Here is a 23,861-nt window from a genome sequence, read left to right as displayed (position 1 = left end):
ACGACGAAATGGGTTTCGAATACATGTTTTTCGACGAGGCGCTACGTGACCGTTTCGTGGCGTTTGCGGCGGGGCACGGGATCGCGAGCACGATGCGGCAGGACGAGATCGACGGCTTTGTCATCGAACTGCCGGACGGGCTGGACGACGATCTGCAGGACGCGCTCGAGGCCGAGTACGACGCGATCATGGACGCGCAGATGCTGCTCGCTGAATCGGACGAGGATATGGTCAGCCACGCCGTCGCCGGCGTCACCGTGACGCTGTCGGACGGCACGACCCGCGCCGTCCGCATTCCGCCCCCGATCGCCCGCCGCCTCTTCGAGCACTTCACGCCCGAGGAAGTCCACGAGATCGCCACCGCAATTGCCGAAAGCGTGGAAAATCCGGTCGACGGGCCAATCTGCCACAAACCGCCCCAATAAATGCCCTCGGGGCACCAGGAAAAATCGCCCCGATCCGGCCCTTATCGACGGCTGAAATGGCGCGATACGCTAGACTGTGCCCGGTAGCTGCACGACCAGAACATACGTTGTCCCATAGATGAACCCCTCGTTGCTCATTTTCATTATTTCCTTCTTCGTGGCGCTGGCCATGAGCGGGATTCTGCTGATCATTGCGCAGACCTATCCCAAAACCATTCGGGGCCTGCGCGAATGGAGTCTGGCTGCGCTGGCCATCGCGCTGTGTTTTCCGCTCTTCATCGCCCGGGACCATATCCCGGACCTGCTGAGCATCATCCTGGCCAACCTGACGCTGTTGCTCGCCTTCATGGCGATGAACATCGGCACCCGGAAATTCGCCGGCACGCCGCCGAAGTACAGCCGGGTACTGCTGGCCCTGTTCGTGCTGCTGTTCGTGGCCCTCTTTGTCTGGTTCACGTATGTCCAGCCCGACATCCGGATGCGCGTCGGGACCATGGTCCTGTTCACGCTCATCGTCGTACTGGATCAGCTCCTTCTTGTGCTGCGGGCCTTGCCCAGAACGATGGGGCGCCATATCCTGGTCTCGTCGCTGGCGATCATGATCGTTTCGCGGCTGATCCGTCTGGGCGCCCTGCTCATCGGTTTCGCCCCTCCGACCGGGGTGTTTGACGCGTCGGCCGCGCAGCTTGTCTATATCGCGATTCCCGCCCTCACGATTCCGCTCGGCACGATCAGCCTGATCATGCTCGCGTCGGAAAAGCTACGGCACGACCTGGAGTTCATCAGCCGCCACGACGGCCTGACCAAATGCCTCAACAAAAATGCGGCGATGGAAGAGCTCGAGCGGGAGATCGCCCATACCCGACGCCATGGCAACAAGCTGGCGATCATGCTGTTCGATCTGGACAACTTCAAGGATATCAACGACACGCATGGCCACCTCGAAGGCGACAGAATCTTGGTCGAGTTCGCAAGAAAGGTCAAAGCTTCGCTTCGGGCATCGGACCAGCTCACGCGTTTCGGGGGAGATGAATTCATGGCCATTCTCCCTGACGCCGATCTCGAACAGGCCAGGCTTGTTGCAAATCGATTTCAGGAAGCCGGAAGGGAAAGCCAGCCCATCGCCTGGTCGGTCAGTATCGGCATTTCGGCATGGCAAGATCCGGACGACACCCTGGATGCCTTGCTGACCCGCGCCGACAAAGCCCTGTACAAATCCAAGGCGCTTGGGCGGAATCAAACACAATCCATCTGAAGCCCCAGCCGATGAGGCCACGGGCTCACCTGATTGCAAAAGAATCGCCCTAATGTTCGCCAGCGTACAGAGGGGGTGAACGCTTTGGCCTATCTTTAATTGTCGGCTTGGCAAAGCACTCCAGGAAAAATAGGCGTTCCGCTTTCAGGGTGTGCCATCAGCTTTGCTCGAACTCACATTAATAGGAGATCAAACATGCGTACAACCCCTTTACTTGTTAGCACCCTCGGAGCAATCCTGATGTCTGCCGGGGTTGTGACTGCATACGCAGCAGAAGGCGTTTTCTACGATCCGTCCAATGCCGCCAGCCCGACCGGGAAAACGATCGGCTACGAGCTTTACAGGACGATCGGCTGTCCGGGCCGGCAGCTTTTAGATACCCCTTGCCCGGTGCCTGCACCGCCTGCGGCGGTCACTGCAGCGGCCGAACCCGCGCCCGCCCCCGAGCCGGCTTATGTCGCACCGCCCGCGCCTGCACCGGCCGCCTATGTCGCCCCCGTGCCCATGCCGCCGCAGAAACTGGTGCTGGAAGGCGTGAATTTTGATTTCGACAAGGCCACGCTGCGCCAGGAAGATATTGCCATCATCGACAAGGATGTCACCGGTCTGGATAAATGGGGCAATGTGAACATCGAAGTCGCGGGCCACACGGACAGCCGAGGCAGTGACAAGTACAACATGAAGCTGTCACAGCGGCGCGCCGAAGCCGTTCGCAACTACCTAATCAGCAAGGGCATCGCCGCGGACCGGCTGACCGCCAAGGGCTACGGGGAATCCCAGCCGGTTGCCGACAATGCCACGGACGAGGGGCGCTTCAAGAACCGTCGTGTCGAACTGATAGAACAACGCTGATTGATTCGTTTCAATTGACGCGTCTGCGGGGACTTCGGTCCCCGCATTATTTTGTGTGGGCCGCGCGCATGCAGGTACCGAGCCCGTACTGGCCTCACCGGCCCATAGGTGGAATCGATCTCGAATCCGCCGGCGCAGATCATGGCCAAGGATATCGACGTTTCGTGAACAAACAGGAACGATCCCGGTCGAATTTGCTTGAATTCGGATTGCCGGCTCGACAGTGTCCGCATCTGAGCTATCTTGAGTAAAAGAAGGACTGAATCCCACCTAGTAGTACAAATAAACCTGTCTATAGTGGTACAGACGTTAAAGTTTGCCTTGCACCTGCCGTAATCATCAGGCCAGTCAGCCCCCTTCGTACGCCGCTGGCCATCTCGAAAATCAGGAGATATGCCATGCGCAACATGCAATATCTGACTTCCAAACATCGGATCGGTGTCACGACTCCGGCCAAGCGGGAACAGCGGGCGGATACATCCGAGGACTTGGTTGCAGCGGCAGTGGACGTACTGAACGAGATGGGAAACATCACGGCCCATCAATGTTTTACTCATCCCGAGACCTTGACCGAAGACAGGATCACGGCCTATGCCTTGGCGCTGATGCGCCTGCGCGAATGCGCCAGCACAGCAGGTTTCGATCGCCTGGTGAACGCCTGTGACGCGCTCGCGGTGACGGTATCCCGCCTGATCGAGGACCGAAGCTGCATCTGCCGCGAAAAATGCGAGGCGCTGACGCGTTTTGTCGGGCACGCGAAAACGATGATCCAGATGTCCATTGAGCGAGCAAAGCGCTGCACGCTGCCCGTTCCTGAAATCCACACGCCTTCCGACAGAGTGAACATCGAGCGCAACGTGCGCGCCTCGATCTAAGAGCAGATCAGAGCGGCCCGGCGCCGTCCCTATCTGGTTCGTTTCGATTGCCCGCCTGTTTCCGCCGACACAGGCATCAGCGACACCACGTCCTCCATCGCATCGGCGACAGGGCCATGCAGCACTGGATCCAGCTCCTCGCGCCATTCAAACCCCGATCGTTCTCGCCACGCTCAACCCCGACACCGGCACAAGCCACCCGGTCGTCCGGGACGAGACTGCGCGGCGCCAGGGTCATTCCCTTCCCATTTCGTATCAGCCGGAAAGCACGTTCTTCACGTTCGGCACGCACGGTCACACGCAACGTCACGCCGGCAGCCTTCAACTGCGCGCAGCCTACAGCATCCAGCTCGCAACTCGATCGGTGTACAAACGGATGCGCCCCCAAATCCCGAACCGAAATGGCCCAGACGTCTGCGCGAGCAGATGTTCCGGCGCCACCAGGGCAACCAGGGGTTCGCGCCACAATACGCGCGCGTTGGCGGCGAGATCGTTGACATTCGTCCAGGCCAGGTCGATCCCGCCTGTGCGAGCCATCCGGCCACACGATCGGCAGAGGCTTCCCAAACCTCCAGGTGCACGTTCGGCGCCGGTTTTGCCACCGTTTGAACCAGCGCGGCAATCGCCTCGTGCGGCAAGGTATTGAGAACGCCCACGCGAATCCGACGTTGTTCTCCGGCCTCGCCCAGTAAATCGACACGCGCCGCATCGCATTGCCTGAGGATCTCTTGCGCATGCCGGTAAAAGCGGCGGCCTGCCAGCGTCAGGCGAAGCGGCCGGTTGGCTGGGATGGAACGGTCGAAGAGCGGCTCTGGCCCAGCGTCTGCTCCAGCGCCTTGAGGCCGGTTGACACGGACGGCTGCGAAAGATGCAGCCGCTCGGCCGCCTTGATCACGCCGCCATACTCCACCACCGCTGTCAGAAAGAAGATCATGACGGGCGGCAGACGAGGAATTGGCGCAGCGACCGCTCAGCTTGTCGCCGCGCGCGGCCATGCCATGTGGGGGAACTACCGGGCCGATCGCTTGCAGGCCGAAATCATACGGAATTCCTGATGCCCGTGTCCGAATGAATCGGCCTGACATAACGATTGAGCCCGGCTAGGACAAACATTGGCCATTTGCGTTATCGTCAGCTTTTCTCCAGGGCCATACCCCCATCCCAACCATGAGCAAGCCCATCATTTACCACATCCCCGTCTGCCCATTCTGCCAACGGCTGGACATCCTGCTGACGTTGAAGGGCCGCCGCGACGAAATCGACTTCCAGGTGATCGACATCACCCAGCCGCGCCCCGACTGGCTGCTGAAAAAGACCCGCGGCACCACGGCATTGCCGGTGCTGGAAACGGCCGACGGGCACATCATCAAGGAAAGCCTGGTCATCCTGCAGTATCTTGAGGACCTCTATCCGGAACACCCAGTCGCCCAACGCGACCCTTACCGGCGTGCGGTGGAAAACATGCTGACGCGGATGGATGCCGATTTTTTCAGCCAGGGCTACACCTGGCTGATGAACCAGGACCCCACGCGCTGTGCGGTCCTGCGGGAAGACATGCTGAAGCAATATGCCCTGCTGAACGATTTCCTGCTGGAGCATGCGCCGTCCGGCCCCTTCCTGTTCGAAACATTCGGTTGGGCGGAGGCCGTGTTCACGCCGTTCTTCGAGCGTTTCTGGTTTCTGGAATATTACGAAGGCTTCACGCTGCCCGGCGACGATCGCTACGCCCGCGTGCGCGAGTGGGTCGACGCCTGCATTTCGCATCCGGCCGCCCAGCAGACGACCTTGGAGGAAGTGGTCAAGCTCTATTACGACTATTCGAAGGGAGCCGGGAACGGCGCCTTGCCGCCCGGGCGGACGAAGTCTTCCCTGTCGCCGGCACCCGACTGGCGTGCCCGCCCCTGGCCACCGCGAAACAAGTATGCGCATAGTGCGACCGATGCGGAACTGGGCTTGCTGTAAAGCGCGTTACCGAACCGAACGATAGACGCCGCCTCTTTCCGGCTTGCTCAGGACCAACTGCCAGAGCTGTCCCTGGCGGGACCGGAAAAAACCCGCGCAGCTCATCAGATAATATTTCCACATGCGGTAGAAACGTTTGCCGTACTTGGCCTCCAGGAAAGGCCAGGCGATGTCGAAGTTTTCCCACCAGGCCATCAGGGTATGGTCGTAATCCTGACCAAAGTTGTGCCAATCCTCGATCAGGAAGCGGCCTTCCAGAGTGGATGCGATCTCTTTGGCCGATGGCAGCTTGCCATTGGGAAAGATGTATTTGTCGATCCAGGCATCGGTCTTCGGCGAAGTAACGGAATTACCGATGGTATGCAGCAGGAACAGTCCGTCGTCCTTGAGCGCGCGATGCGCCGTGTCGAAATAGACAGCATAGTTTTTCGGGCCGACATGCTCGAACATGCCTACCGAAACAATCTTGTCGTATTGTTCGGTAAGGTCCCGATAGTCCATCAGCTCAATCGATACCGGCAGGCCCTCGCAGCGCGCCCGCGCCAGCTTCTGCTGCTCTTTCGAGATGGTGATGCCGACCACCTCGACTCCGTAGTGCTCCGCCGCATAGCAGGCCAGCCCCCCCATCCGCAACCGATTTCAAGCATGCGTTCGCCGGGCTTCAGCTCAAGCTTGCGGCAGATCATGTCGAGTTTTTTCAGTTGCGCGTCCCGCAACCCGGCCGCGTTGTGCCAGTAGGCGCAGGAGTAGCTCATGGTCGGGTCGAGCATGGCCTCGAACACGTCGTTGCCAATGTCGTAGTGCTGCTCGCCCACCTGGAAGGCGCGTCGGCTGGATTGAAGATTGAACAGGCTATGGCGCAGGATTTCGCCCAGCAGACGCAGCTGCGACCAGTTGTCGATTTTTTCCTCGACCTGGGCGCTCAGAAGACGGTGGAAAAGCTGGTCCAACCGCTCGCATTCCCACATCCCGTCCATATAGGCCTCACCGAAGCCAAGCGAACCTTTCGTCAAGACAAGCTGGTAGACGCGTTCGTCGAGTATCCGTATATCCCAGGGCGCGTCGCCGTTGATCGTGACGCCGGCATCGCCGGCAAGCTCGCGAATGATAGCGGGGGGCGGCGGGTGCGTCGGAGCATTCCCGGCAGGGTCAAGGACGAGCACGTCTTCCGTTTGCATCGAGGGTTCCCTTTCTAAAAACCTTGAGGCGACCAGAGTAGATTTTCGATACCTATTTAACAAACGATTTTTTTATATCTTATATATCGTATATGTCGATATATACGTTTTACCTTGTCTCTTTCGTGCTGTCCGTCCGGATAGGTTTCCCGTATCCAAGACGCAGTAATTTGGCGGGAGAGACCCTTTGGCGGATTTCCATTCACGCTTGTATATATAGGGTTTTCAGAAAAATAGCTCGCCGCTGACCGGCAATGCCCAGGCTGCATATTCAGCATTCCCGTACGCGCCATCCCACTCATGGACACCCTATCTGCCAGAGCGGATTGCGGCTGACCGTAGCGTTTATAAGATATATTTTCGTGATTATTCCTGACCAGCACGACCGGCCACGCTTCAGCTTGTAAGGCCCGTTCGCCCGACGCGACCAAGAGACTTCCGACGGGAGATCTCATGCGTATCGCCCTGCTGTTCTGTTGTGTCCTGGCCATCCCTGCCACGGATGCCGCCACCTGTAATGCCGTCAGCGGCGCATCGCGTGACAGCCTGCTCGAACTGTATACCGCGGAAGGTTGCAGTTCCTGCCCGCCGGTGCTTCAGTCTGCGACCCGGATGGAAAGCCGCCGATCTGGGCGTGACGGCGTTCGTGATCGATGCACGCGGAGCGACCTGGCAGGCGCTGGCAATGCCGGCCTGTCCCTAGCTGAAATCGATGCGCAAACCCGTTCTAGGTGAACGGATACTTGATTCCCACCGCTTGCCAGTATGCTGCCTCCTCCTCCAGCGCACGCTGGGTGAGCGGTCTGCTTTCCAGCCAGCCTTCGGGCAAGGTCAGGCGGAAACGCTTGGGGCTCAGGTCCACCTCCACCTCGGGCAGGTATGGCTCGGCTCGGTTGCGGCAGAGGATGACAGCTTGGCGCAACAGCCATACCAGCAAGCGGTCGTTGTCCGACACCGTACCGGCAGCGAATGCCGGCAGCTTCGTCAGCGCGCCGCGCTGAGCCCGCGCCAATAGTGCCAGACGCGCCTGGTCGGTACGCGAGAAACCGGGCATGTCGGCGTTTTCCAGGATGTAGCCGGAATGGCGATGGTAGCCACCGTGCGACACCATGAGCCCGATTTCGTGCAGGCGCGCGGCCCAGTCTAGAAAGCGCACGTCATTGTCGTCGTCGTCACTGCCGCCATGGGCGGCCAGCAGCTTCATCGCCACCTGCCTGACACACGCGGCCTGGCGGGTGTCGATGTGGTAACGGCGCATGAACTCGTCCACTGTCGCCTCGCGCATGTCGTGCTTGTGGAAACGTCCCAGCAGATCGTAGAGGATACCTTCGCGCATGGCGGTCTCGGCGACGTCCATCTGCTCGATCTGGAGCTCGGCAAACAGACCTGCCATGATGGCAAAGCCGCCGGCGATGACCGGACGGCGGTCGCGCGTCAGGCCAGGCAATTCGAGCGCGTCGAGGCGGCCGGCCCGAACGAACTGGGCGCGCAGCTGGGCGAGTCCGTCGGCAGTGATGCCGTGTGCCGACCAGCCGCTCTGTTCGAGGATCTCACGCAGCGCGCGAGCGGTGCCGCTTGAGCCCACCGCCTGTTGCCAGTTGCCGCGGGAAAATTCTTTCGCGATACGCTCGACTTCGACGCGGGCCGCGGTCTCGGCGGCTTTCAGCGCAGCCTTGTCGACGACCCCGTCGGCAAAGAAGCGTGTGGAGAAATTGACGCAGCCCATGTGCAGGCTTTCGCGCTCGTGCGGCTTCAGTCCGTGACCGATGATGAATTCGGTGGAGCCGCCGCCAATGTCGACGACCAGACGCCGGTCGGGCGACGCCGGCAGCGAATGCGCGACGCCCAGATAGATGAGCCGCGCTTCCTCGCGTCCGGCGACGATCTCGATCGGATGTCCGAGCGCGGCCTCGGCCTTGGGAATGAATTCACCGGCGTTCTTGGCGACCCGTAGCGCCGACGTGCCGACGCAACGGATCGCTTCCGGCGACAAACCGCGCAGGCGTTCGCCGAAGCGCTGCAGGCAGTCCAGCGCACGCGCCTGAGTGGCGTCGTCAAGCCGCTTGTCGACGCCCAGCCCACCGGCCAGTCGTACGGTTTCCTTCAACGAGTCGAGCGGATAGAGCTGGTCGCCGGCAACCCGTGCCACCTCCAGGCGGAAAGAGTTGGAACCGAGGTCGACGGCGGCAAGAGTATCGTAGGTTTTCATGCGGACTTGCCAAAAAAGAGATAGGCCATGCCGATGGCGGCCAGGATGCCGGCGACATCGGCAATCAACCCGCAGGTGACAGCGTGACGCACCCGCTTGATGCCGACCGCGCCGAAGTACACAGCCAGCACGTAGAACGTCGTCTCGGTGCTGCCCTGTACGATGGAAGCGAGCCGTCCAGCGAAGGAATCCGCACCGTGGGTCTGCATGGTATCGATCATCATGGCACGCGCGCCGCTGCCGGAGAACGGCTTCATCAATGCGGTGGGCAAGGCGTCGACCCAGCGCGCATCGAGGCCCAGCGCCAGCACACCGCTGCGCACGCCGTTCATCAACAAATCGAGCGCGCCGCTGGCACGGAACACGCCGATCGCCACCAGCATCGCAACAAGATACGGAATGATGGTGACAGCCGTGTTAAATCCTTCCTTGGCGCCTTCGATGAAGGCTTCGTAGGCATTGACGCGACGCCATACCGCCATCAACAGAAAGGTCACAATGAGGCCGGACAGCACGACGTTGCTGAGGATGGCCGATTGCCGCGTCATTTCGGCGGCGTCGAGGCTGGAGAAATACGCGACCAGTCCGCCGATCAGCGCGGTGGCGCCGCCCATATACGCCATCGTGACGCGGTTCCACAGGTGCAGGCGCTGGAACAGGCCGGTGACCAGGATGCCGGTCAGGGTGCCGATGTAGGTGGTGATGAGCAGCGGCACGAAGACGTCGGTGGGGTCGGCGGCGCCGAGCTGCGCGCGGAAGGTGAAGATGGTAACCGGCAGCAGGGTCACCGACGCAGTGTTAATCACCAGAAACAGGATTTGCGCATCGCTGGCGGTGTCGGGCGAAGGGTTGAGATTTTGCAGTTCTTGCATCGCCTTGATGCCGAGCGGGGTCGCGGCGTTGTCGAGTCCCAGCATGTTGGCGCCCATGTTCATGGTCATCGCACCGAGCGCGGGATGGTTGGGCGGCACGTCGGGAAACAGGCGGCGAAACAGGGGCGCCAGACCGCGCGTCAGCACGTCGAGCATGCCGGCGCGCTCGCCGACCTTCATCACCCCCAGCCACAGCGCCATCACGCCGGTGAGGCCCAGCGCGATTTCAAACGCCGTCTTGCTGCTGTCGAACAGCGCCTTGACCACGGCAGCGAACACGCCGGCGTCGCCGAGGAAAACCAGCTTGAACAGCGCGATCAGGAAAGCGACCAGGAAAAAGCCGACCCACAGCGCGTTGAGCATAAACCTAGAAACCGCAGTTGGACGCGCCCGATAGGGCGTCAGGGCGGGCGACTGCCGCATACGATTCCACACGGGCTTCAGCCCGTAGTGGATCGGAGTCCATTAGGGCGAAGCGAGGAGGCCGCAGGCTCATGCCTGCAACGACGAGCGACAAATGCAGGCGCATGGCCTGGCGAGCCAGCGGGTGCGTAACAGAATTACCTTCCCGATGAACGCGTTCAAAGGCTAAAGGGCCAGTATTCATGCGGAATTCGATTAGATTATTGAGCGGTCAACTGCGGTTTTTAGGTTCAGCCTTAGGAAATCCAGCCGGCGACGACGACCAGCAGCCCGGCCACCAGCCAGATCACCAAGCCACGCCAGATCATGCTGATCGCGCTGTCGATGCAGTCGGCGTCGGGGGCCTGGCCGGTGCCCAATTCGGGCCGCCACACGGTTTCATTCCCCACATTGAGACTCTGGCCCAGACGCACCCCCATGGCGCCGGCGCCGGCGGCAAGCACCACACTCTCTTCCGGTTCCGGCCAACCCGGCGCCTGGGTCCGCCAGCAGAAGGTGGCGTCCTCGAAATTGCCTGCAATGGCATAGGTCAGCGCAGTCAGCCGGGCAGGCAGCCAGTTGACGACATGGAAGGCCCGCAAGGCGAACAGGCCGAACCGGCTCTGGGTGCTCGCCCAGCGGCGTGCCAGGATCGAAGCGGTGCGGAACAGCACGGCCCCAACCGGCCCCAGCGGCGCCAGCAGTACGAACCAGAGCAGCACACCGAACATCTGGCGCTGGCTCGCCGCCATCACCTGCTCGATGGTGACGCGCGCGATGTCGTCCGCGCTGAACGCGCTGGCATCGCCACCACGCCATGCGTCGAGCTGTGCACGCGCCGCATCGAGCTCGCCTGCCCGCAACAGGCGTGCGATGCGTTCGGCGTCGTCGCTGAAATATTTGAAGCCCAGGGTGACATACAGTACGCCCACATTCCACGCCCACCCGAGAAACGGGCTGATGCCACTGAGCAGAAAGAAAACCAGCCATACGCCCATCAGTACCGGCATGACGGCCAGCGTCCAGGCGATCGCGCCGTGGCTGTATTCGCCGGCGTTGAGCTTGCGCTGGAGCCACTGGATGAACAAGGTGTAGCGCTGGTAATGCGGCAACGGCTGCCGCAACGGGCGCACATGCTCGAGCACGATGGCAGCGAAGACGGAGAAGAACGCCATCAGCGGTTCATTTCCAGGGTAAAGACACCGATCCGGTCGGCCTGGCCTGCCGGACGGTACAGCTCCACCGTCGGCATGACGATGCCCTTGCCATGCGCTTCCAGCCTGTCGTCCAGCGCCTGGTAGGCCTTGGACGGCGCCAGCAGCACTGCCGCCTGGACACGCGCCATGTAGACCGGACGCCGCTCAATTCGACCTTCCTTCAGGCCGGCGGGGACCGGGGCGTCATCGGCCAGGGTATAGCCCAGTTGCGCGCGCACCTTGCCGTTGTCGGCGCGCGGATCGGTGAGAATGACGCTGATCGTGTCGCCTGCCGCCACCCGGGCCTCAGTGAACCGGTCCAGCACAGCATTCTGCGATTTGCGCATATTGCTGATCGGGCCTTCGTAATCGAGATAGGCATAACGATACGGCCCGGCCACGGTTTCGGTCACGCCGACCGAATTGAAGCCGCCCCACCACCAGAAAACCGCGACGATCGGCAATACGAACGCCAGCACAAACGCCGGCCACTGTTTCTTGAACACGGATGCAACCCCCTTCTACAACGCGAGAAGATACCACAGCCTCGTGCCACGCCCGATGCGCGCCATGTCCACCAGCCTGTCTTCAAGTTCGACCATAAAATGGACGTAAACTCAGGCATACGCTGCCGCCCTGACTCACCATGCCCGCACCGACCGGTTCGATCCGACCTATGCGACGATATCCCGCATGTGTATTCGCCGTCTCCAAGCCAGGAAGCCATGTCTAGTCTCGACGCCGTGGACGCCCCCCCACATCTGCTTGCCGCCGAGCACAGCGGCCTCCAGCAACTTGCGCTGCTGGAAGCGAGCGTTGCCCGCCTGAACGACATCGTGCTCATCACGGAAGCCGATCCCTGTGACGAACCGGGGCCGCGCATCGTGTTCGTCAATGATGCATTCGAACGGCTCACCGGCTATCGGCGCGAAGAGGTATTGGGGAAATCGCCCCGTTTCCTGCAAGGCCCCCTGACCGACCGCCACGAACTCGGCCGCATCCGTGCCGCATTGGAAGCCCGGCAGCCGATACGCAGCGAACTCATCAACTACACCAAGGCCGGCGAACCCGTCTGGCTCGATCTCGACATCGTCCCGGTCACCGATACGTCGGGCCGACACACCCACTTCGTGGCAGTGCAACGCGACATCACCGAGCGCAAACGGGTCCTGCAAGCGCTGCACGAAAGCGAGGCCCGCTTCAAGACCGTCGCACGCGTCATCTCCGACACCATCTGGGACTGGGATCTGCTTTTGGACCGCATCTGGTGGAACGAAGGCATGCAAAGCACATTCGGCCATGTGCCGGCCGACCTGCCCCTCGACAGCAGTTCGTGGACACGGCATCTCCACCCCGACGATCATGTTCGGGTACTGGAAAGCATCCGCCAGGTAATCGACAACGGCGGGACAAACTGGGCGGCCGAATACCGCTTCCAGCGCAAGGATGGCCACTATGCCTATGTGCTGGATCGCGGATCGGTGATCCGCGACGGCAACGGGCGCGCCCTTCGCATGGTCGGCGGCATGACCGATCTCACTAGCCGCAATGACGCAGAACTCGAACTGGCTCGACTCAACCGCGCCCTGCGTATGCGAAGCGCCTGCAACGAGGCCGTGATCCACGCGACTGACGAAAAGGGATTGCTGAACGAGATCTGCCGCATCGCCGTCGACGTGGGCGGGTATCGTATGGCCTGGATCGGTTACACCCAGGACGATGTCGAACAATCGGTATTGCCCATCGCCTGGGCAGGCATGGGCACACACTCTCTGCAGGACTTTTCGTTCAGCCGGTCCGGCGACAAGGTGGTGGGCCGCGGGCCGGTCGGACGGGCATTGCGCAGCAACCAGGTGGTGGCGGTCGAGGATCTGCAGCACGACCCCAGCTTCGAACCCTGGCTCGAGGCCGCCTTGCACCACGGTTATCGTAGTCTGGTCGTGCTGCCCTTGCACGAAGATCAGCAAGCCTATGGGGCATTTTCCCTGTTCTCGTCCAGGGCGCGCCACTTCGGCGCCGGGGAAACTCGTCTGCTGCAGGAACTGACCGGCGACCTGGCATTCGCCATCGCCACGCTGCGCAACCGCATTGAGCAGGACCGAATCCAGGCCGCCGTGCTGAAAATCGCCGCCGGCGTATCCGCCAATTCGGGCAATGCTTTCTTCGAAGAACTGGTGGGCAACATGACCGAAGCACTCGGCGCCAGCGCCGGGTTCATTGCACGCATCCAGCCCGGCGAACCAGCCTCTGCGCGCACCGAGGTAGCCTACGTTGACGGTCGGTTGATTCCCAATTTCGAATATCCGCTCGCCGGCACGCCCTGCCAGCACCTCAGCGATACGCTCAATTACGTGATCCCCGCCCGCGTCAGCGAATTGTTCCCCTGCACCGCGGAACTCAGTGCACACCGCGCCCAGGCCTACGTGGGACACCGGCTGGACAATTCCGCCGGCCAGCCGATCGGGCAGCTGTTCGTGCTGTTCAACCACCCGCTACAGGACACGGCCTTCACTACGTCCACACTGCAGATCTTCGCCACCCGTGTGGCCTCGGAACTCGAACGCCAGGCTGCCGACGCCCATATCCGGCAACAGGCCTCGCTGCTCGACAAGGCACAGGATGCCATCGTGGTCCGCGGCCTCGACCACGTCATCCGCTACTGGAACAAGGGGGCCGAACGCCTGTATGGCTGGACCCGGGACGAAGCGATCGGCCAGTCAGCAGACACCTTGCTGTATGCCGTTCCGGCCGATTTCCACCAAAGCACGCGTGAGGTACGGGAACAGGGCGAATGGAACGGCGAAATCGTGCAGCGGCGCAAGGACGGCAGCACACTCATCGTCGAAGCCCACTGGACCTTGCTTCGCGACGAACAACAAGTGCCCGATGCCATCCTGGGGATCAATACCGACATCACCGAACGCAAGGCTGCCGAGCGCGAGATCCAGTACCTGGCGTTTTATGACCACCTCACCGGTTTGCCCAATCGCCAATTGCTGCGTGATCGCCTGAGCCATGCGCTGGCGATCGATGCACGCCTGTCACAGGTAGGAGCCCTGCTATTCATCGACGTCGACAATTTCAAAGCCCTGAACGATACGCTGGGCCATGCCATCGGCGATCTGTTCCTGCAACAGCTTGCCCAGCGCCTGCAAGCCTGTCTGCGCGAGGGCGATACGCTGGCACGGCTCGGTGGCGACGAATTCGTGATCGTCCTGGAAAATCTGGCTGCCGCCCCACATGAAGCCGCTGCCCTGGCGATGGTAGTAGGCGAAAAAGTGCTGGCCAGCTTCGCCCCCCCCTTCTTGCTGTCCGAGTATGTGCACCACAGCACCTCGAGCATCGGCGTCACGCTCTTCAACGACCAGCCAGCCACCCAGGACGAATTGCTGCAGCGCGCTGATCTCGCCATGTACCAGGCCAAGGCGCAGGGCCGCAATACCCTGCGCTTTTTCGATCCGGCCATGCAGGCGGTCGCTGCCGCTCGTGCCGAACTAGAAGCCGATCTGCGCCACGCTTTGCTGAACCATGCCTTCGAACTGCATTATCAGGCGCAGGTCGACAGCCTGGGGCGTCTCTGCGGGGCCGAGGCACTGCTGCGCTGGCATCACTCCGAACGCGGCTGGATCGCGCCGGCCACTTTCATCCCGCTGGCCGAGGAAACCGGTCTCATCCTGCCGATCGGGCTGCGTGTGCTGGAAACTGCCTGCCTGCAACTGGTGGCCTGGGCCGCCCAGCCGCACATGGCGTCGTTGAATCTGGCGGTGAACGTCAGCGCGCGCCAGTTCCGCCAACCGGATTTCGTGTCCCAGGTACTGGACGTCATCGACCGCAGCGGTGCCAATCCACACAGGCTGAAACTGGAACTGACCGAGAGCCTGCTGGTGGACAACATGGAAGAAACCATCGTCAAGATGAGTGCACTCAAGGCACGCGGCATTGGCTTTTCGCTCGACGATTTCGGTACCGGTTATTCGTCCCTGGCGTATTTGAAGCGGTTGCCGCTGGACGAAATCAAGATCGACCAGTCGTTCGTACGCGACGTGCTGAGCGACCCCAACGATGCGTCCATTGCGCACAGCATCCTGGCCCTGGGACAGAGCCTCAACCTGGACGTGGTAGCCGAGGGCGTTGAAACCGAGGCCCAACACGTCTTTCTCGCCGAGCGCGGCTGTCAAACCTATCAAGGCTATCTGTTCAACCGTCCCCAGCCCCCCGCCGTTTTCGAGGCGTGGGCGCACACGCAACAGGTACGCACGCCGCCGCTCGCCGGAGTCCCGCGACTATAATACCGCCTGTATCGGGAGGGACCCGTCACCATGATTCGCCTGTTGTTCGCCTTGCTGCTGCTCAATCTGTTTCCGCTGGCTCACGCCACCAACAACGATGCCACCGTGCCGATGAAGCTTGTGCGTCTCGGCGCCCACAGCTATTTCGTCCAGGGCCAGTCGGGTGCGGCTTCCAGCGAAAACCAGGGCTTCATGTCCAACGCCGGGTTCGTGGTCACCCGCGACGGCGTGGTTGTCTTCGACGCCCTTGCCTCGCCCCCTCTGGCCGAGAAACTGCTTGGCCTGATCCGTACGGTCACCAAACAACCGATCAAACGGGTCATTGTCAGCCATTACCACGCCGATCACTTCTACGGCCTGCAGATCTTCAAGGCGCAAGGGGCCGAAATCTGGGCGCAGCGCGCCGCCGAAGGCGCCACCCGCACCGAGGACGCAGCCCTGCGCCTGGCCCAGCGCAAGGAAGCGCTCTTCCCCTGGGTGGATGACGACACTCGTCTGTTGGAAGCGGACCATTTCGTTGAAGGCGACACCGAGTTCGAGATGGGGGGCCTTCATTTCATCCTGCGTCACGTCGGTCCTGCTCATTCCAGCGAGGATCTCGCGATGCTGGTCAAGGAAGACGGCGTGCTCTATGCCGGCGACGTGGTGTTTCGCGGCCGCGTGCCCTTCGTCGGTGACGCCGACAGCCGCGCCTGGATCGCCGCGCTCGACAAACTGATCGCGGTTCATCCCAGGATCCTGGTTCCCGGCCATGGCGCGCCTTCGCGGACACCGCGTGCCGATCTCGTCTTCACACGCGACTACCTGAGCTATCTGCGCAGCAGCATGGGTGAAGCTGCCCGCAATCTGGTTCCTTTCGACGAAGCCTACGAAAAAACCGACTGGTCGAAATATCGCGCCATGCCGGCATTCAACGAGGCCAATCGGGTCAATGCCTACAACCAGTATCTACGGCTGGAAACGGAAGATACCGGCAAGTAGCCGCGCAGCGAATGGCGCAGGCCCCGCTGCCGTATCGAAATCACCTCTGGAGCAATCTTCTGTCGCCGAACTGACGACTGTCATTGACTAAAGCACCCCATAAAGCGTAATAATTAAACTTCATAAGAAAATAGTATAAAACTTATCGTCGATGCTTTGCCCCCCCGAAGAGCTCCTGCAGAAAAATCAGGCCGTATCGAACTCGTGGCATCGATATCGCGCAGAACCGAGCTTTGAAAGCTTCGTGGAACTGGCGGTTTCCATCAACAGCTTCACCGAATTCCTGATCGACAAAGGCATCGTAGCCTTGCACCATGCCAGCCATCAGCTCGAACAGGTGACGCTCGCATTGTTCAATCGGGAAGTCGTGCATCCGCTGCCGCAAACTGCGCTGGACGATCTAAGCGAACGCGTCGACGCGCTGGCACGCATGACCCACGCCCACGCTATGGCCACGGCCGGACTGATCGAGCACTGTCAGGACACTCACCACCCCTCGCCCGCATCCGTACGCGTCGGTCAGACCTGGCTGATCGCGCAGGACCGGGCCGATTGGGCGGGCCTGGAGGCACAGCTCGGCTATTTCGGCATGACAGCCGGATTCATCACCTGGGACCAGGACTTGCCGGACAGCGCGGGCGTCGCCCCCCTCCTGCTGCTCGACATGGGCAGCCTGCCCGAAACCGAGTGGCGCGCCCGCATCCAGTCGCTACGACAGCGATTCGGAATGGGACAACTGATCTGCCTCGGCGTACGGTCCGACTTCGAGCAGTTGCAACAGGCATTGAGCGGCGGTTGCGACAGCTGCCTGCTGGAAGGTACACCCCCGCACGCCATCATCGAGCACATCATGGAATTGAACGAGCGGCACGAGCAGGAGGCATACCGCGTGCTGATCGTGGAGGACTCCAAGACCGCCAGCCACCTGATCCGGCGCACGCTACAGGAAAACCAGATCGTGTCGGAGATCGTCAACGACCCGCGCCAGACGCTGAACGCGCTCAAGCAGTTCAATCCGGACCTGATCCTGATGGATATGTACATGCCCAACTGCACGGGCGTCGAAGTCGCACGCATCATCCGCCAGCACAACGAGTTTCTCAGCATGCCCATCGTCTACCTGTCGGGCGAGACCAACGTCGCCCTGCAGGTCGACGCCATGCGGCTGGGCGGCGACCATTTCCTCACCAAGCCGTTCAATCCGGTATTCCTGAACACCATCGTCATGAGCAAGATCGAGCGCTACCGCGCACTGCGCCGCTCGATGTATCACGACAGCCTGACCGGTCTGCTCAACCATTCCAGCGGCAAGAACACCCTCGACATGCTACTGTCAGGCGTGACGCACGAGGGTGGCTTCCTGTCGGTGGTGATGATGGATATCGACCATTTCAAGCTGGTCAATGACACCTATGGCCACCCTGTCGGCGACCAGGTCATCCGCAGCCTGTCCTGGCTGCTGAAGCAGCGCCTGCGCAAGCACGACATTCTCTGCCGCTACGGCGGCGAGGAATTCCTCATCGGCCTGCCGCACACCGATGCCGAAGAGGCCTATGCCATCGTGGACCGCATCCGCCGTGATTTCGCGCAGATCAAGCATCCCTACCGCGACACCCATTTTCTGGCCACCGCCAGCGGCGGCATCGCCACCTATCCACTCCATCAGACCGGCGACGCGTTGATCAAAGCCGCAGACGAGGCGCTCTATCAAGCCAAACGCGGCGGCCGCAACCGCATCCACAGCTGCGACGATTAGTCCCTAGCCCAGAATCAATTTCAGGCCGATCAAGATCGTCACGATCTCGAACGAACGCTTGATCCACAGATTGCCCTTCTTGATGGCCATGTGGCTGCCGAGGTAGCCACCCAGAATCGAGCCGGCCAGCAGCGCCGGCATCCAGCCCCACGCCACGGTGCCGATCACCCCCAGCACCAGCGCGCCCGTGCCGTTCCATACCAACCCGCAGAGAATCAGCGTATAGGCCACCGCACGGGTGTAGTCGAGGCCGAACCAGCGGATCAGCCAGATGGTGAGAAACAGCCCGGTGCCACTGGTGATCGAGCCATTGAGGAAGCCAACGAAGAAGAGCCCCGCCATGCCGCCGGCGAGTGCAGCGCCCTGCCGGTTCCTGGGCTGGTGTGCCATGCCGAGGCTCGGTTTGAATACCGAATACAGGCCGAGGCCGAGCGTCAGCAACCCGAGCGCCAGAGTGGCGGCCCGCTCGGGAACATGCAGGATCGCCAATGCACCCAACACCACGCCCGGCAGCCCCGCGCCCAGGATGATCAGCGAGAAGCGGCGTTCGAGATGCGATTCCTTCAGATGCCGAAGGGTGGCGCCGAGTCCGAGCGCCACGCTGGCGATCTTGTGCGTGGCCAACGCCACACCGAAAGGCAGCCCCAGAAAGATGAGAACGGGAAACTGGATCAGACCGGCCCCGCCGCCGGACAGCGCCGAGAAAAAATTCGCCGCCAGCGAAGCGACGAACAACACCAGCTGGTCGAGCGCGCTTATTGGACCGTGACCCCGATTTCAGCCGGCAGCTTAGCGTAAACCAGCTTCAATCCAGCCTCGGCGATGCGCTTCAGCAACTGGTCGGCCATCGCCGCCTCGACGAAGAACTCCACTACCACCGGCAACTCGCCCGCCAACTCGAAAAATCCCGCATCGCGCCGGCCATGGCGGCCGAAACCGGCCAGCGCGCCAAATGCCGATCCGCCGGCAATGCCGAGTTCCTGTGCGGCATCGAGCAGCCATTCGTAGGTCAGTTTTCCATGATGACGGCTGGCTTCGGACACAAACACCTGCAGGCAGACTGTGTTCATTTGAAAAACCTCATCGAATAAAACCCCAATCCGGTGGCAAGGAAGGAGCCGATCATATGGGTCAAGGCAATCAGACTACCGGTCAGCCAGAATCCCCGCATCAGCGTAGTGACCACTTCAGCGGAGAACGTGGAAAACGTGGTGAGTCCGCCGAGCAGGCCGGTAATCAGAAACAGCCGGGCTTCCGGCGGCAGGCCGGGATGTTCGGTAAACCATGCGATAGACAGGCCAATGACATAGCCGCCGATCAGGTTCGCAGCCAGCGTGCCCAGCGGCATCGGTTGAAACAGGGGATTGAGCCAGAGTCCAAGACCCCAGCGTAGCCACGCACCGATGGCCGCGCCCAAGCCGATGGCGAGAAAGGCGATCATGGCCGGGGTGGATGGCAGGGACGGGGCATGCCGCCATTCTAATGCAGACGTTTCAATTCACATCCGGCATCCAGATCATGTCCGTCTCGCCGAAATCGACGCCGAGCTGGCTCAGCAGGGTTGTGATCTGGCCCCGATGGTGTGTCTGATGGTGGAACACGTGCGTGAGCAAGGTACCGAGCTGAAGCGATTTAGGCTGTCCCGTCATCAGGCTGATGTAGTCGATGCGGCGAGTGAGCTGCTGCGCTGTCAGCGCACGCACACGGTGCAGCAGATCGGCATCGGTTTCGCGCTGCTGCGTGCGCAGTTGCTCGAAATCCCGATATAGCTCCTGGTCCAGCGAGTCGAAATGGCAGAGATGGCCTGTCATACGGCCGATCCACAGCCGGTCGACCAGCAGGATGTGATTGAAAGTGCCATGCAGGGATTTGAAGAATGCGCCCAGATCACGACGGCGTACCGCTTCAGGGAGGGATGCGGTCGCCGCATACAGGCGTTCGTTCATCCATTGGTTGTAGCGTGCCTGCAGGCACAATCCCTCGGTATTCATACTGTCTCCGTTTCCGCCTGGATGCAGGCCTGGAATACAAGATCGAGTAGCCCGGGCATGTGCGCAGCATACAAGCCTTGGCTTTAATCTCCGCCATCGGCAGTTGCCCGCCGGTGCCGGTCAGGAAGCATTCGTTGGCCGCATCCAGATCGTAGGCGTCAGCATTGCGCCCGGTCCCATTTTCTCGGGCGACCCAGAAGTACAGGAACTTTATCCGGAACCTGTGCCATGCGCAGTGGGATGCGCGCACGCGAACGCGCGTTGGCCACGCTCGCACGTCTGCACTGACGCTGCCTTACATCGCGTCCTTGATGATGTCAGTCAGCAGGCTTTCCACCTCGCCCAGCGCCTTCTTCAGCGCCGGATTCGAGGTGGGGCCAGGTTTGCGGTATGCCATGTAGACATGCTTGTCGTTCGGGATCGTGTACACCGACACGATATACGGACACATCACCATTGCATGCGGATCGGCTTCCATCATCTGCCGCGAAATAGTGGCGCTGCAGAACTCGAACTGTTCCCCCTCCACATACACTTGCTTGGTCGCACCGATTTCCGGGCCGGTGCGCGCCAGCATTTCGGCGATCTTGTTGGTATGGTTGATCTTGAGGCCCTTGCCCTCGATCGAGAATTGAAGCGCATCGCGTACATCCTGAAAGGTGCCCTGGGTTTTGAACAGGACCGTGTAGCCTTCGGACGCCATCGCGGAAAGCGGCAGGCACAAGATCGCACATACAGCGAGTATTTTCTTCATGGCACTCTCCTGAATATTTCAATATTTCAGATCGTGATTTTCTGTCGTGCACGATCGAACTGCAATGGTCGTTTGCTACACTCGCCGCATGAACACGCAACTCAGGGCAGACGGCCGTTTCTGGCTGACGCTGGACGGCAAGAACTTTCTCGGCCGGGGCCGGGTCGAGCTGCTGCAGCGCATCCGCGAAACCGGTTCCATCTCCAAAGCCGCCAAGACGATGAAGATGAGCTACAAGGCCGCGTGGGATGCTGTGGATGCGATGAACACGGCGTGGGACACGCCCCTGGTTGAAAGCGGCCCAGCCGGCAGCCGGCTCACACCCGATGCCGAGCGGCTCATCGCCGCATATCAACAGGCCGAGGCACGACACGCGGCCTTCATGCTGAAACTGGCGCAGAGCCTGCCCGAGCCCGGTGCATAGTCAGCCGGCCGTCTTATTTGGAAGACGATTCCCCGTTCCGTCGGGCCTTCAGTTTTCGCCACAATGAAGCCCGGTTGATGCCGAGGATCTGCGCCGCTGCCGTCTGGTTGCCCTGCACTTCATCCAGCACCTGGGTGATATAGCTTTGCTCCTGTTCCTCCAGGGTAGGCAGGCGGCCTCCGATCCTGCGGAAGTCGACGCTCTCCCTTTTCTGCAATGCGTCAGGCAGATGCGCCACCTCGATGGTGTCGCCTTGCGCCATGGCCGTGCCGCGCTCGATCAGGTTTTCCAGCTCGCGGACATTGCCAGGGAACGGATAATCCACCAGCAATGCCATCACCTCGCTGGAAATCCGGGTCACCGGTTTCCTCATCCGGTTGGCGTACTTGAGCAGAAAATGTTGCGCGAGCAAGGGGATATCGCCTTTCCTCTGCGCAAGCGGGGGAATATCCAGATTCACCACATTCAGCCGGAAGTAGAGGTCTTCACGAAAGTGACCCTCCTTCACCGCCTCACCGACGTCGCGATTGGTCGCCGCCAGCACCCGCACGTCGCACTTCACCGGCCGCGTCCCCCCCACCCGCAACACTTCCCTTTCCTGCAGTACGCGTAGCAGCTTGACCTGCATGGACGGCGCCATTTCCGTCACCTCGTCGAGAAACAGCGTACCGCCGGAACTCACTTCGATCAGGCCTTTCTTCAATGCCGATGCGCCTGTAAACGCGCCTTTCTCGTGGCCGAACAATTCATTGGCCAGCAATTGCTCGCTGAATGCGCCGCAGTTGATCGCGACATAGGGGCCATCGGCCCGCGTACTGTGTTTGTGAAGGTATTTCGCGAAGAGTTCCTTGCCGGTTCCACTCTCGCCCGTGATGAGCACGCTGCAGTCCGTTGGCGCGATCTGCCGTGCGATCTCCAGCAGGCGCTGCATGTCGACATCCTGGGTGACGATGCCTTCGCCTTCCCGGTAGCCCTCGACTTCACGGCGCAATGCGTCGTTCTCCCGGCGCAAGCGCACCTTTTCCAGCGCTTCGGCCACCACCTTGCGCACTTCGTCGAGACGGAACGGTTTGGCGATGTAGTAGAACGCCCCATGTTTCAGCGCCTGTACGGCGGATTCGGCCGTCGCGTAGCCGGTGATGAAGATGACTTCCGCCTCCGGCTGCAGTTCACGGCTTTTCTTCAACACGTCCATGCCGTCCACGCCTTCCATGCGCAGATCGGTGAGTATCACGTCGAAACGCCGCGACGCCAGCAGCGTGACCGCGGTGGCCCCACTCTGGGTGGCGGTGACCTGATAACCCGCTTTCTCCATCACATGCTGGAGATTGCGCAGTGCGATCTCCTCGTCGTCCACAATCAGCAGGCTTGCTTCCATCATTGCGCTTCCTTGTTGTCATCGGCGGTTGCCGCAGGCTGTCCGTCCGCATCCTCCAGCGGCAAGCGGATACAGAACGTGGCCCCCTCGCCAGGCGCGCTGCGTACGGCGATGCAGCCGCCATGCTCATCGACGATTTCATACACCACGAACAGCCCCAATCCCATGCCGTGGCCAACGTCCTTGGTGGTAAAGAATGGATCGAAAATACGCGGCAGAATGTCCGCTGCGATACCCGGCCCATTGTCCGCAACGATGATTTCCACCATCTCGCCCTTCGTCCCACATCCCTCGCCCAGAGCAGTGCCTGCAGGCGGTTCGCTGGCATGCACGATTTGCGCGGAAATATCGATTCGTCCCTGCGGGCCCAGTCCTTCCATGGCATTGCGAATCAGGTTCACGAACACCTGCTGCAGGCGCTGCGCGTCGGCGGCCACGCGAAGGTCCTCGGGAATGGCCAAGCGCACGACCGATTTGGCCGACACCTCACCACGCACGAAACCGACCGTCTGTGCAACCAGCGGCTTGAGCTGGACGCTTTCTTTCCTGAACGCCCGTTCGCGGGAAAAATCGAGCAGGGAGCGGACGATATGGCGTGCGCGCTCAGTCTGCTGATCGATCTGTTCCAGGTACATCTTCTGCATCGCCACATCGCAGTCGCCGGCCTCTTCCTGCAGAATCTGGCAAGAGGTCGAGATATTCGATAGCGGGTTGTTCAATTCATGGGCCACGCCGGACAACATGGTGCCGAGCGACGCCAGCCGTTCCGAGCGCATCAGCGATTTCTGCCGCAGATCCAGTTCCTTCAACATGTGGTTGAAGGCCGCGATGATGGAAATGATCTCGCGATCGTTCGAGGGGGCCGACAGGCTTTCGCGCCGGTTGGCGGAAATCGCCGCCACGCTGGCTTCCATCTCCTTCAACGGCCGGACGACTCGTTGCGACAGCGCACGGCCGATCACCACGATCAAAAAGGCCATCGTCAAAATGACCCCCAGCAGCAGCGTACGGAACGAAGCCANGGTCGTCTGGATCTGGCGCCGCTCCGCACGTGCCATGTCC

At 61.2% G+C, this 23,861-nt stretch carries 22 protein-coding genes and 1 pseudogene; 10 read left to right on the top strand and 13 right to left on the bottom strand.

Annotated elements, in window-relative coordinates:
• The first annotated feature begins 8 nt into the window (after positions 1–8).
• From B058_RS0109490 to B058_RS0109475, 4 genes are all read left to right on the top strand, one after another.
• Entirely contained in the window at positions 9–425 is a 417-nt protein-coding gene (locus B058_RS0109490) for a hypothetical protein (RefSeq protein ID WP_018508242.1), read from the top strand.
• Between the two features lie 157 nt (positions 426–582).
• Positions 583–1,680: a GGDEF domain-containing protein gene (locus tag B058_RS0109485; protein ID WP_245539288.1), complete on the top strand. Its 1,098-nt coding sequence runs from the start codon at positions 583–585 to the stop codon at positions 1,678–1,680.
• 240 nt (positions 1,681–1,920) lie between these two features.
• The gene (locus B058_RS0109480) at positions 1,921–2,532 is read left to right on the top strand and encodes an OmpA family protein (protein ID WP_018508240.1); all 612 of its coding nucleotides are present in this window, start codon (positions 1,921–1,923) and stop codon (positions 2,530–2,532) included.
• A gap of 398 nt (positions 2,533–2,930) precedes the next feature.
• Positions 2,931–3,407: a hypothetical protein gene (locus tag B058_RS0109475; protein ID WP_018508239.1), complete on the top strand. Its 477-nt coding sequence runs from the start codon at positions 2,931–2,933 to the stop codon at positions 3,405–3,407.
• A 763-nt stretch (positions 3,408–4,170) separates the two neighbouring features.
• On the opposite strand, the gene B058_RS18170 is transcribed toward B058_RS0109475, so the two are convergent.
• Positions 4,171–4,341: a helix-turn-helix domain-containing protein gene (locus B058_RS18170; protein WP_018508237.1), complete on the bottom strand. Its 171-nt coding sequence runs from the start codon at positions 4,339–4,341 to the stop codon at positions 4,171–4,173.
• 233 nt (positions 4,342–4,574) lie between these two features.
• Here B058_RS18170 and B058_RS0109460 point away from each other — a divergent pair, with 233 nt between their 5' ends.
• Complete coding sequence (locus tag B058_RS0109460; protein ID WP_018508236.1) at positions 4,575–5,369, top strand: glutathione S-transferase family protein; 795 nt, start codon at positions 4,575–4,577, stop codon at positions 5,367–5,369.
• 6 nt (positions 5,370–5,375) lie between these two features.
• Here B058_RS0109460 and cfa read toward each other — a convergent pair.
• Positions 5,376–6,547: pseudogene (gene cfa, locus B058_RS16775) on the bottom strand (cyclopropane fatty acyl phospholipid synthase).
• A 453-nt stretch (positions 6,548–7,000) separates the two neighbouring features.
• Between cfa and B058_RS17880 the strand changes: the two are divergent.
• Positions 7,001–7,282: a hypothetical protein gene (locus B058_RS17880; RefSeq protein ID WP_157265754.1), complete on the top strand. Its 282-nt coding sequence runs from the start codon at positions 7,001–7,003 to the stop codon at positions 7,280–7,282.
• Here B058_RS17880 and ppx read toward each other — a convergent pair.
• The 4 genes from ppx to B058_RS0109435 all read right to left on the bottom strand — a co-directional run bounded on the left by ppx (position 7,275) and on the right by B058_RS0109435 (position 11,732).
• Positions 7,275–8,756, bottom strand: a complete 1,482-nt coding sequence (gene ppx, locus B058_RS0109450; RefSeq protein WP_018508233.1) for an exopolyphosphatase — start codon at positions 8,754–8,756, stop codon at positions 7,275–7,277. The two genes, B058_RS17880 and ppx, sit on opposite strands and share 8 nt — an antisense overlap.
• Positions 8,753–9,991: a nucleoside recognition domain-containing protein gene (locus B058_RS0109445; protein ID WP_018508232.1), complete on the bottom strand. Its 1,239-nt coding sequence runs from the start codon at positions 9,989–9,991 to the stop codon at positions 8,753–8,755. The genes ppx and B058_RS0109445 overlap by 4 nt, the downstream gene beginning before the upstream one ends.
• A gap of 296 nt (positions 9,992–10,287) precedes the next feature.
• Positions 10,288–11,205 carry a CobD/CbiB family protein gene (locus B058_RS0109440; RefSeq protein ID WP_018508231.1) on the bottom strand — a complete coding sequence of 306 codons (918 nt, stop codon included), beginning with the start codon at positions 11,203–11,205 and terminating at the stop codon, positions 10,288–10,290.
• Positions 11,205–11,732, bottom strand: a complete 528-nt coding sequence (locus tag B058_RS0109435) for a hypothetical protein (protein WP_018508230.1) — start codon at positions 11,730–11,732, stop codon at positions 11,205–11,207. Before B058_RS0109435 ends, B058_RS0109440 begins: the two co-directional genes overlap by 1 nt.
• 219 nt (positions 11,733–11,951) lie before the next feature.
• Here B058_RS0109435 and B058_RS0109430 point away from each other — a divergent pair, with 219 nt between their 5' ends.
• The 3 genes from B058_RS0109430 to B058_RS0109420 all read left to right on the top strand — a co-directional run bounded on the left by B058_RS0109430 (position 11,952) and on the right by B058_RS0109420 (position 18,252).
• Entirely contained in the window at positions 11,952–15,515 is a 3,564-nt protein-coding gene (locus tag B058_RS0109430; protein WP_157265751.1) for a bifunctional diguanylate cyclase/phosphodiesterase, read from the top strand.
• 30 nt (positions 15,516–15,545) lie between these two features.
• Positions 15,546–16,496: an MBL fold metallo-hydrolase gene (locus tag B058_RS0109425; protein WP_018508228.1), complete on the top strand. Its 951-nt coding sequence runs from the start codon at positions 15,546–15,548 to the stop codon at positions 16,494–16,496.
• Between the two features lie 151 nt (positions 16,497–16,647).
• Complete coding sequence (locus tag B058_RS0109420; protein ID WP_018508227.1) at positions 16,648–18,252, top strand: GGDEF domain-containing response regulator; 1,605 nt, start codon at positions 16,648–16,650, stop codon at positions 18,250–18,252.
• A 3-nt stretch (positions 18,253–18,255) separates the two neighbouring features.
• Here B058_RS0109420 and B058_RS0109415 read toward each other — a convergent pair whose 3' ends face one another.
• From B058_RS0109415 to B058_RS0109395, 5 genes are all read right to left on the bottom strand, one after another.
• Positions 18,256–18,990, bottom strand: coding sequence for a sulfite exporter TauE/SafE family protein (locus tag B058_RS0109415; RefSeq protein WP_245539287.1), 735 nt, complete (start codon positions 18,988–18,990; stop codon positions 18,256–18,258).
• Positions 18,991–19,007: 17 nt separating this feature from the next.
• Entirely contained in the window at positions 19,008–19,322 is a 315-nt protein-coding gene (locus tag B058_RS0109410; RefSeq protein ID WP_018508225.1) for a DUF190 domain-containing protein, read from the bottom strand.
• Positions 19,319–19,693 (bottom strand): fluoride efflux transporter CrcB, encoded by a 375-nt coding sequence (gene crcB / locus B058_RS0109405; protein ID WP_018508224.1) that lies wholly within the window; start codon positions 19,691–19,693, stop codon positions 19,319–19,321. Before crcB ends, B058_RS0109410 begins: the two co-directional genes overlap by 4 nt.
• A 52-nt stretch (positions 19,694–19,745) precedes the next feature.
• The gene (locus tag B058_RS0109400; protein ID WP_018508223.1) at positions 19,746–20,243 is read right to left on the bottom strand and encodes a DinB family protein; all 498 of its coding nucleotides are present in this window, start codon (positions 20,241–20,243) and stop codon (positions 19,746–19,748) included.
• A gap of 295 nt (positions 20,244–20,538) precedes the next feature.
• Complete coding sequence (locus B058_RS0109395; RefSeq protein WP_018508222.1) at positions 20,539–20,997, bottom strand: DUF302 domain-containing protein; 459 nt, start codon at positions 20,995–20,997, stop codon at positions 20,539–20,541.
• Between the two features lie 88 nt (positions 20,998–21,085).
• Here B058_RS0109395 and B058_RS0109390 point away from each other — a divergent pair, with 88 nt between their 5' ends.
• Positions 21,086–21,421 carry a winged helix-turn-helix domain-containing protein gene (locus B058_RS0109390; RefSeq protein ID WP_018508221.1) on the top strand — a complete coding sequence of 112 codons (336 nt, stop codon included), beginning with the start codon at positions 21,086–21,088 and terminating at the stop codon, positions 21,419–21,421.
• A gap of 13 nt (positions 21,422–21,434) precedes the next feature.
• Here B058_RS0109390 and B058_RS16770 read toward each other — a convergent pair whose 3' ends face one another.
• Positions 21,435–22,802, bottom strand: a complete 1,368-nt coding sequence (locus B058_RS16770) for a sigma-54-dependent transcriptional regulator (RefSeq protein ID WP_018508220.1) — start codon at positions 22,800–22,802, stop codon at positions 21,435–21,437.
• Positions 22,799–23,779, bottom strand: a complete 981-nt coding sequence (locus B058_RS18515) for a sensor histidine kinase (protein ID WP_425425247.1) — start codon at positions 23,777–23,779, stop codon at positions 22,799–22,801. The genes B058_RS16770 and B058_RS18515 overlap by 4 nt, the downstream gene beginning before the upstream one ends.
• Between the last annotated feature and the right edge of the window lie 82 nt (positions 23,780–23,861).

This window comes from Thiobacillus thioparus DSM 505 (assembly GCF_000373385.1).
GTDB classification, from domain to species: Bacteria; Pseudomonadota; Gammaproteobacteria; order Burkholderiales; family Thiobacillaceae; genus Thiobacillus; species Thiobacillus thioparus.
This window is presented reverse-complemented; position numbering and strand designations above follow the sequence as displayed.

What these genes read in the sequence shown, in the direction of transcription:
- B058_RS0109460 (WP_018508236.1), top strand. Translation starts at nt 4,575, where the DNA reads ATGAGCAAGCCCATCATTTACCACATCCCCGTCTGCCCATTCTGCCAA.
- B058_RS0109400 (WP_018508223.1), bottom strand. Translation starts at nt 20,243, where the DNA reads ATGAATACCGAGGGATTGTGCCTGCAGGCACGCTACAACCAATGGATG.
- ppx (WP_018508233.1), bottom strand. Translation starts at nt 8,756, where the DNA reads ATGAAAACCTACGATACTCTTGCCGCCGTCGACCTCGGTTCCAACTCT.
- B058_RS16770 (WP_018508220.1), bottom strand. Translation starts at nt 22,802, where the DNA reads ATGATGGAAGCAAGCCTGCTGATTGTGGACGACGAGGAGATCGCACTG.
- B058_RS0109490 (WP_018508242.1), top strand. Translation starts at nt 9, where the DNA reads ATGGGTTTCGAATACATGTTTTTCGACGAGGCGCTACGTGACCGTTTC.
- B058_RS17880 (WP_157265754.1), top strand. Translation starts at nt 7,001, where the DNA reads ATGCGTATCGCCCTGCTGTTCTGTTGTGTCCTGGCCATCCCTGCCACG.
- crcB (WP_018508224.1), bottom strand. Translation starts at nt 19,693, where the DNA reads ATGATCGCCTTTCTCGCCATCGGCTTGGGCGCGGCCATCGGTGCGTGG.
- B058_RS0109445 (WP_018508232.1), bottom strand. Translation starts at nt 9,991, where the DNA reads ATGCTCAACGCGCTGTGGGTCGGCTTTTTCCTGGTCGCTTTCCTGATC.
- B058_RS18515 (WP_425425247.1), bottom strand. Translation starts at nt 23,779, where the DNA reads ATGGCCTTTTTGATCGTGGTGATCGGCCGTGCGCTGTCGCAACGAGTC.
- B058_RS18170 (WP_018508237.1), bottom strand. Translation starts at nt 4,341, where the DNA reads ATGATCTTCTTTCTGACAGCGGTGGTGGAGTATGGCGGCGTGATCAAG.
- B058_RS0109440 (WP_018508231.1), bottom strand. Translation starts at nt 11,205, where the DNA reads ATGGCGTTCTTCTCCGTCTTCGCTGCCATCGTGCTCGAGCATGTGCGC.
- B058_RS0109410 (WP_018508225.1), bottom strand. Translation starts at nt 19,322, where the DNA reads ATGAACACAGTCTGCCTGCAGGTGTTTGTGTCCGAAGCCAGCCGTCAT.
- B058_RS0109420 (WP_018508227.1), top strand. Translation starts at nt 16,648, where the DNA reads ATGCTTTGCCCCCCCGAAGAGCTCCTGCAGAAAAATCAGGCCGTATCG.
- B058_RS0109430 (WP_157265751.1), top strand. Translation starts at nt 11,952, where the DNA reads ATGTCTAGTCTCGACGCCGTGGACGCCCCCCCACATCTGCTTGCCGCC.
- B058_RS0109395 (WP_018508222.1), bottom strand. Translation starts at nt 20,997, where the DNA reads ATGAAGAAAATACTCGCTGTATGTGCGATCTTGTGCCTGCCGCTTTCC.
- B058_RS0109475 (WP_018508239.1), top strand. Translation starts at nt 2,931, where the DNA reads ATGCGCAACATGCAATATCTGACTTCCAAACATCGGATCGGTGTCACG.
- B058_RS0109390 (WP_018508221.1), top strand. Translation starts at nt 21,086, where the DNA reads ATGAACACGCAACTCAGGGCAGACGGCCGTTTCTGGCTGACGCTGGAC.
- B058_RS0109425 (WP_018508228.1), top strand. Translation starts at nt 15,546, where the DNA reads ATGATTCGCCTGTTGTTCGCCTTGCTGCTGCTCAATCTGTTTCCGCTG.
- B058_RS0109480 (WP_018508240.1), top strand. Translation starts at nt 1,921, where the DNA reads ATGTCTGCCGGGGTTGTGACTGCATACGCAGCAGAAGGCGTTTTCTAC.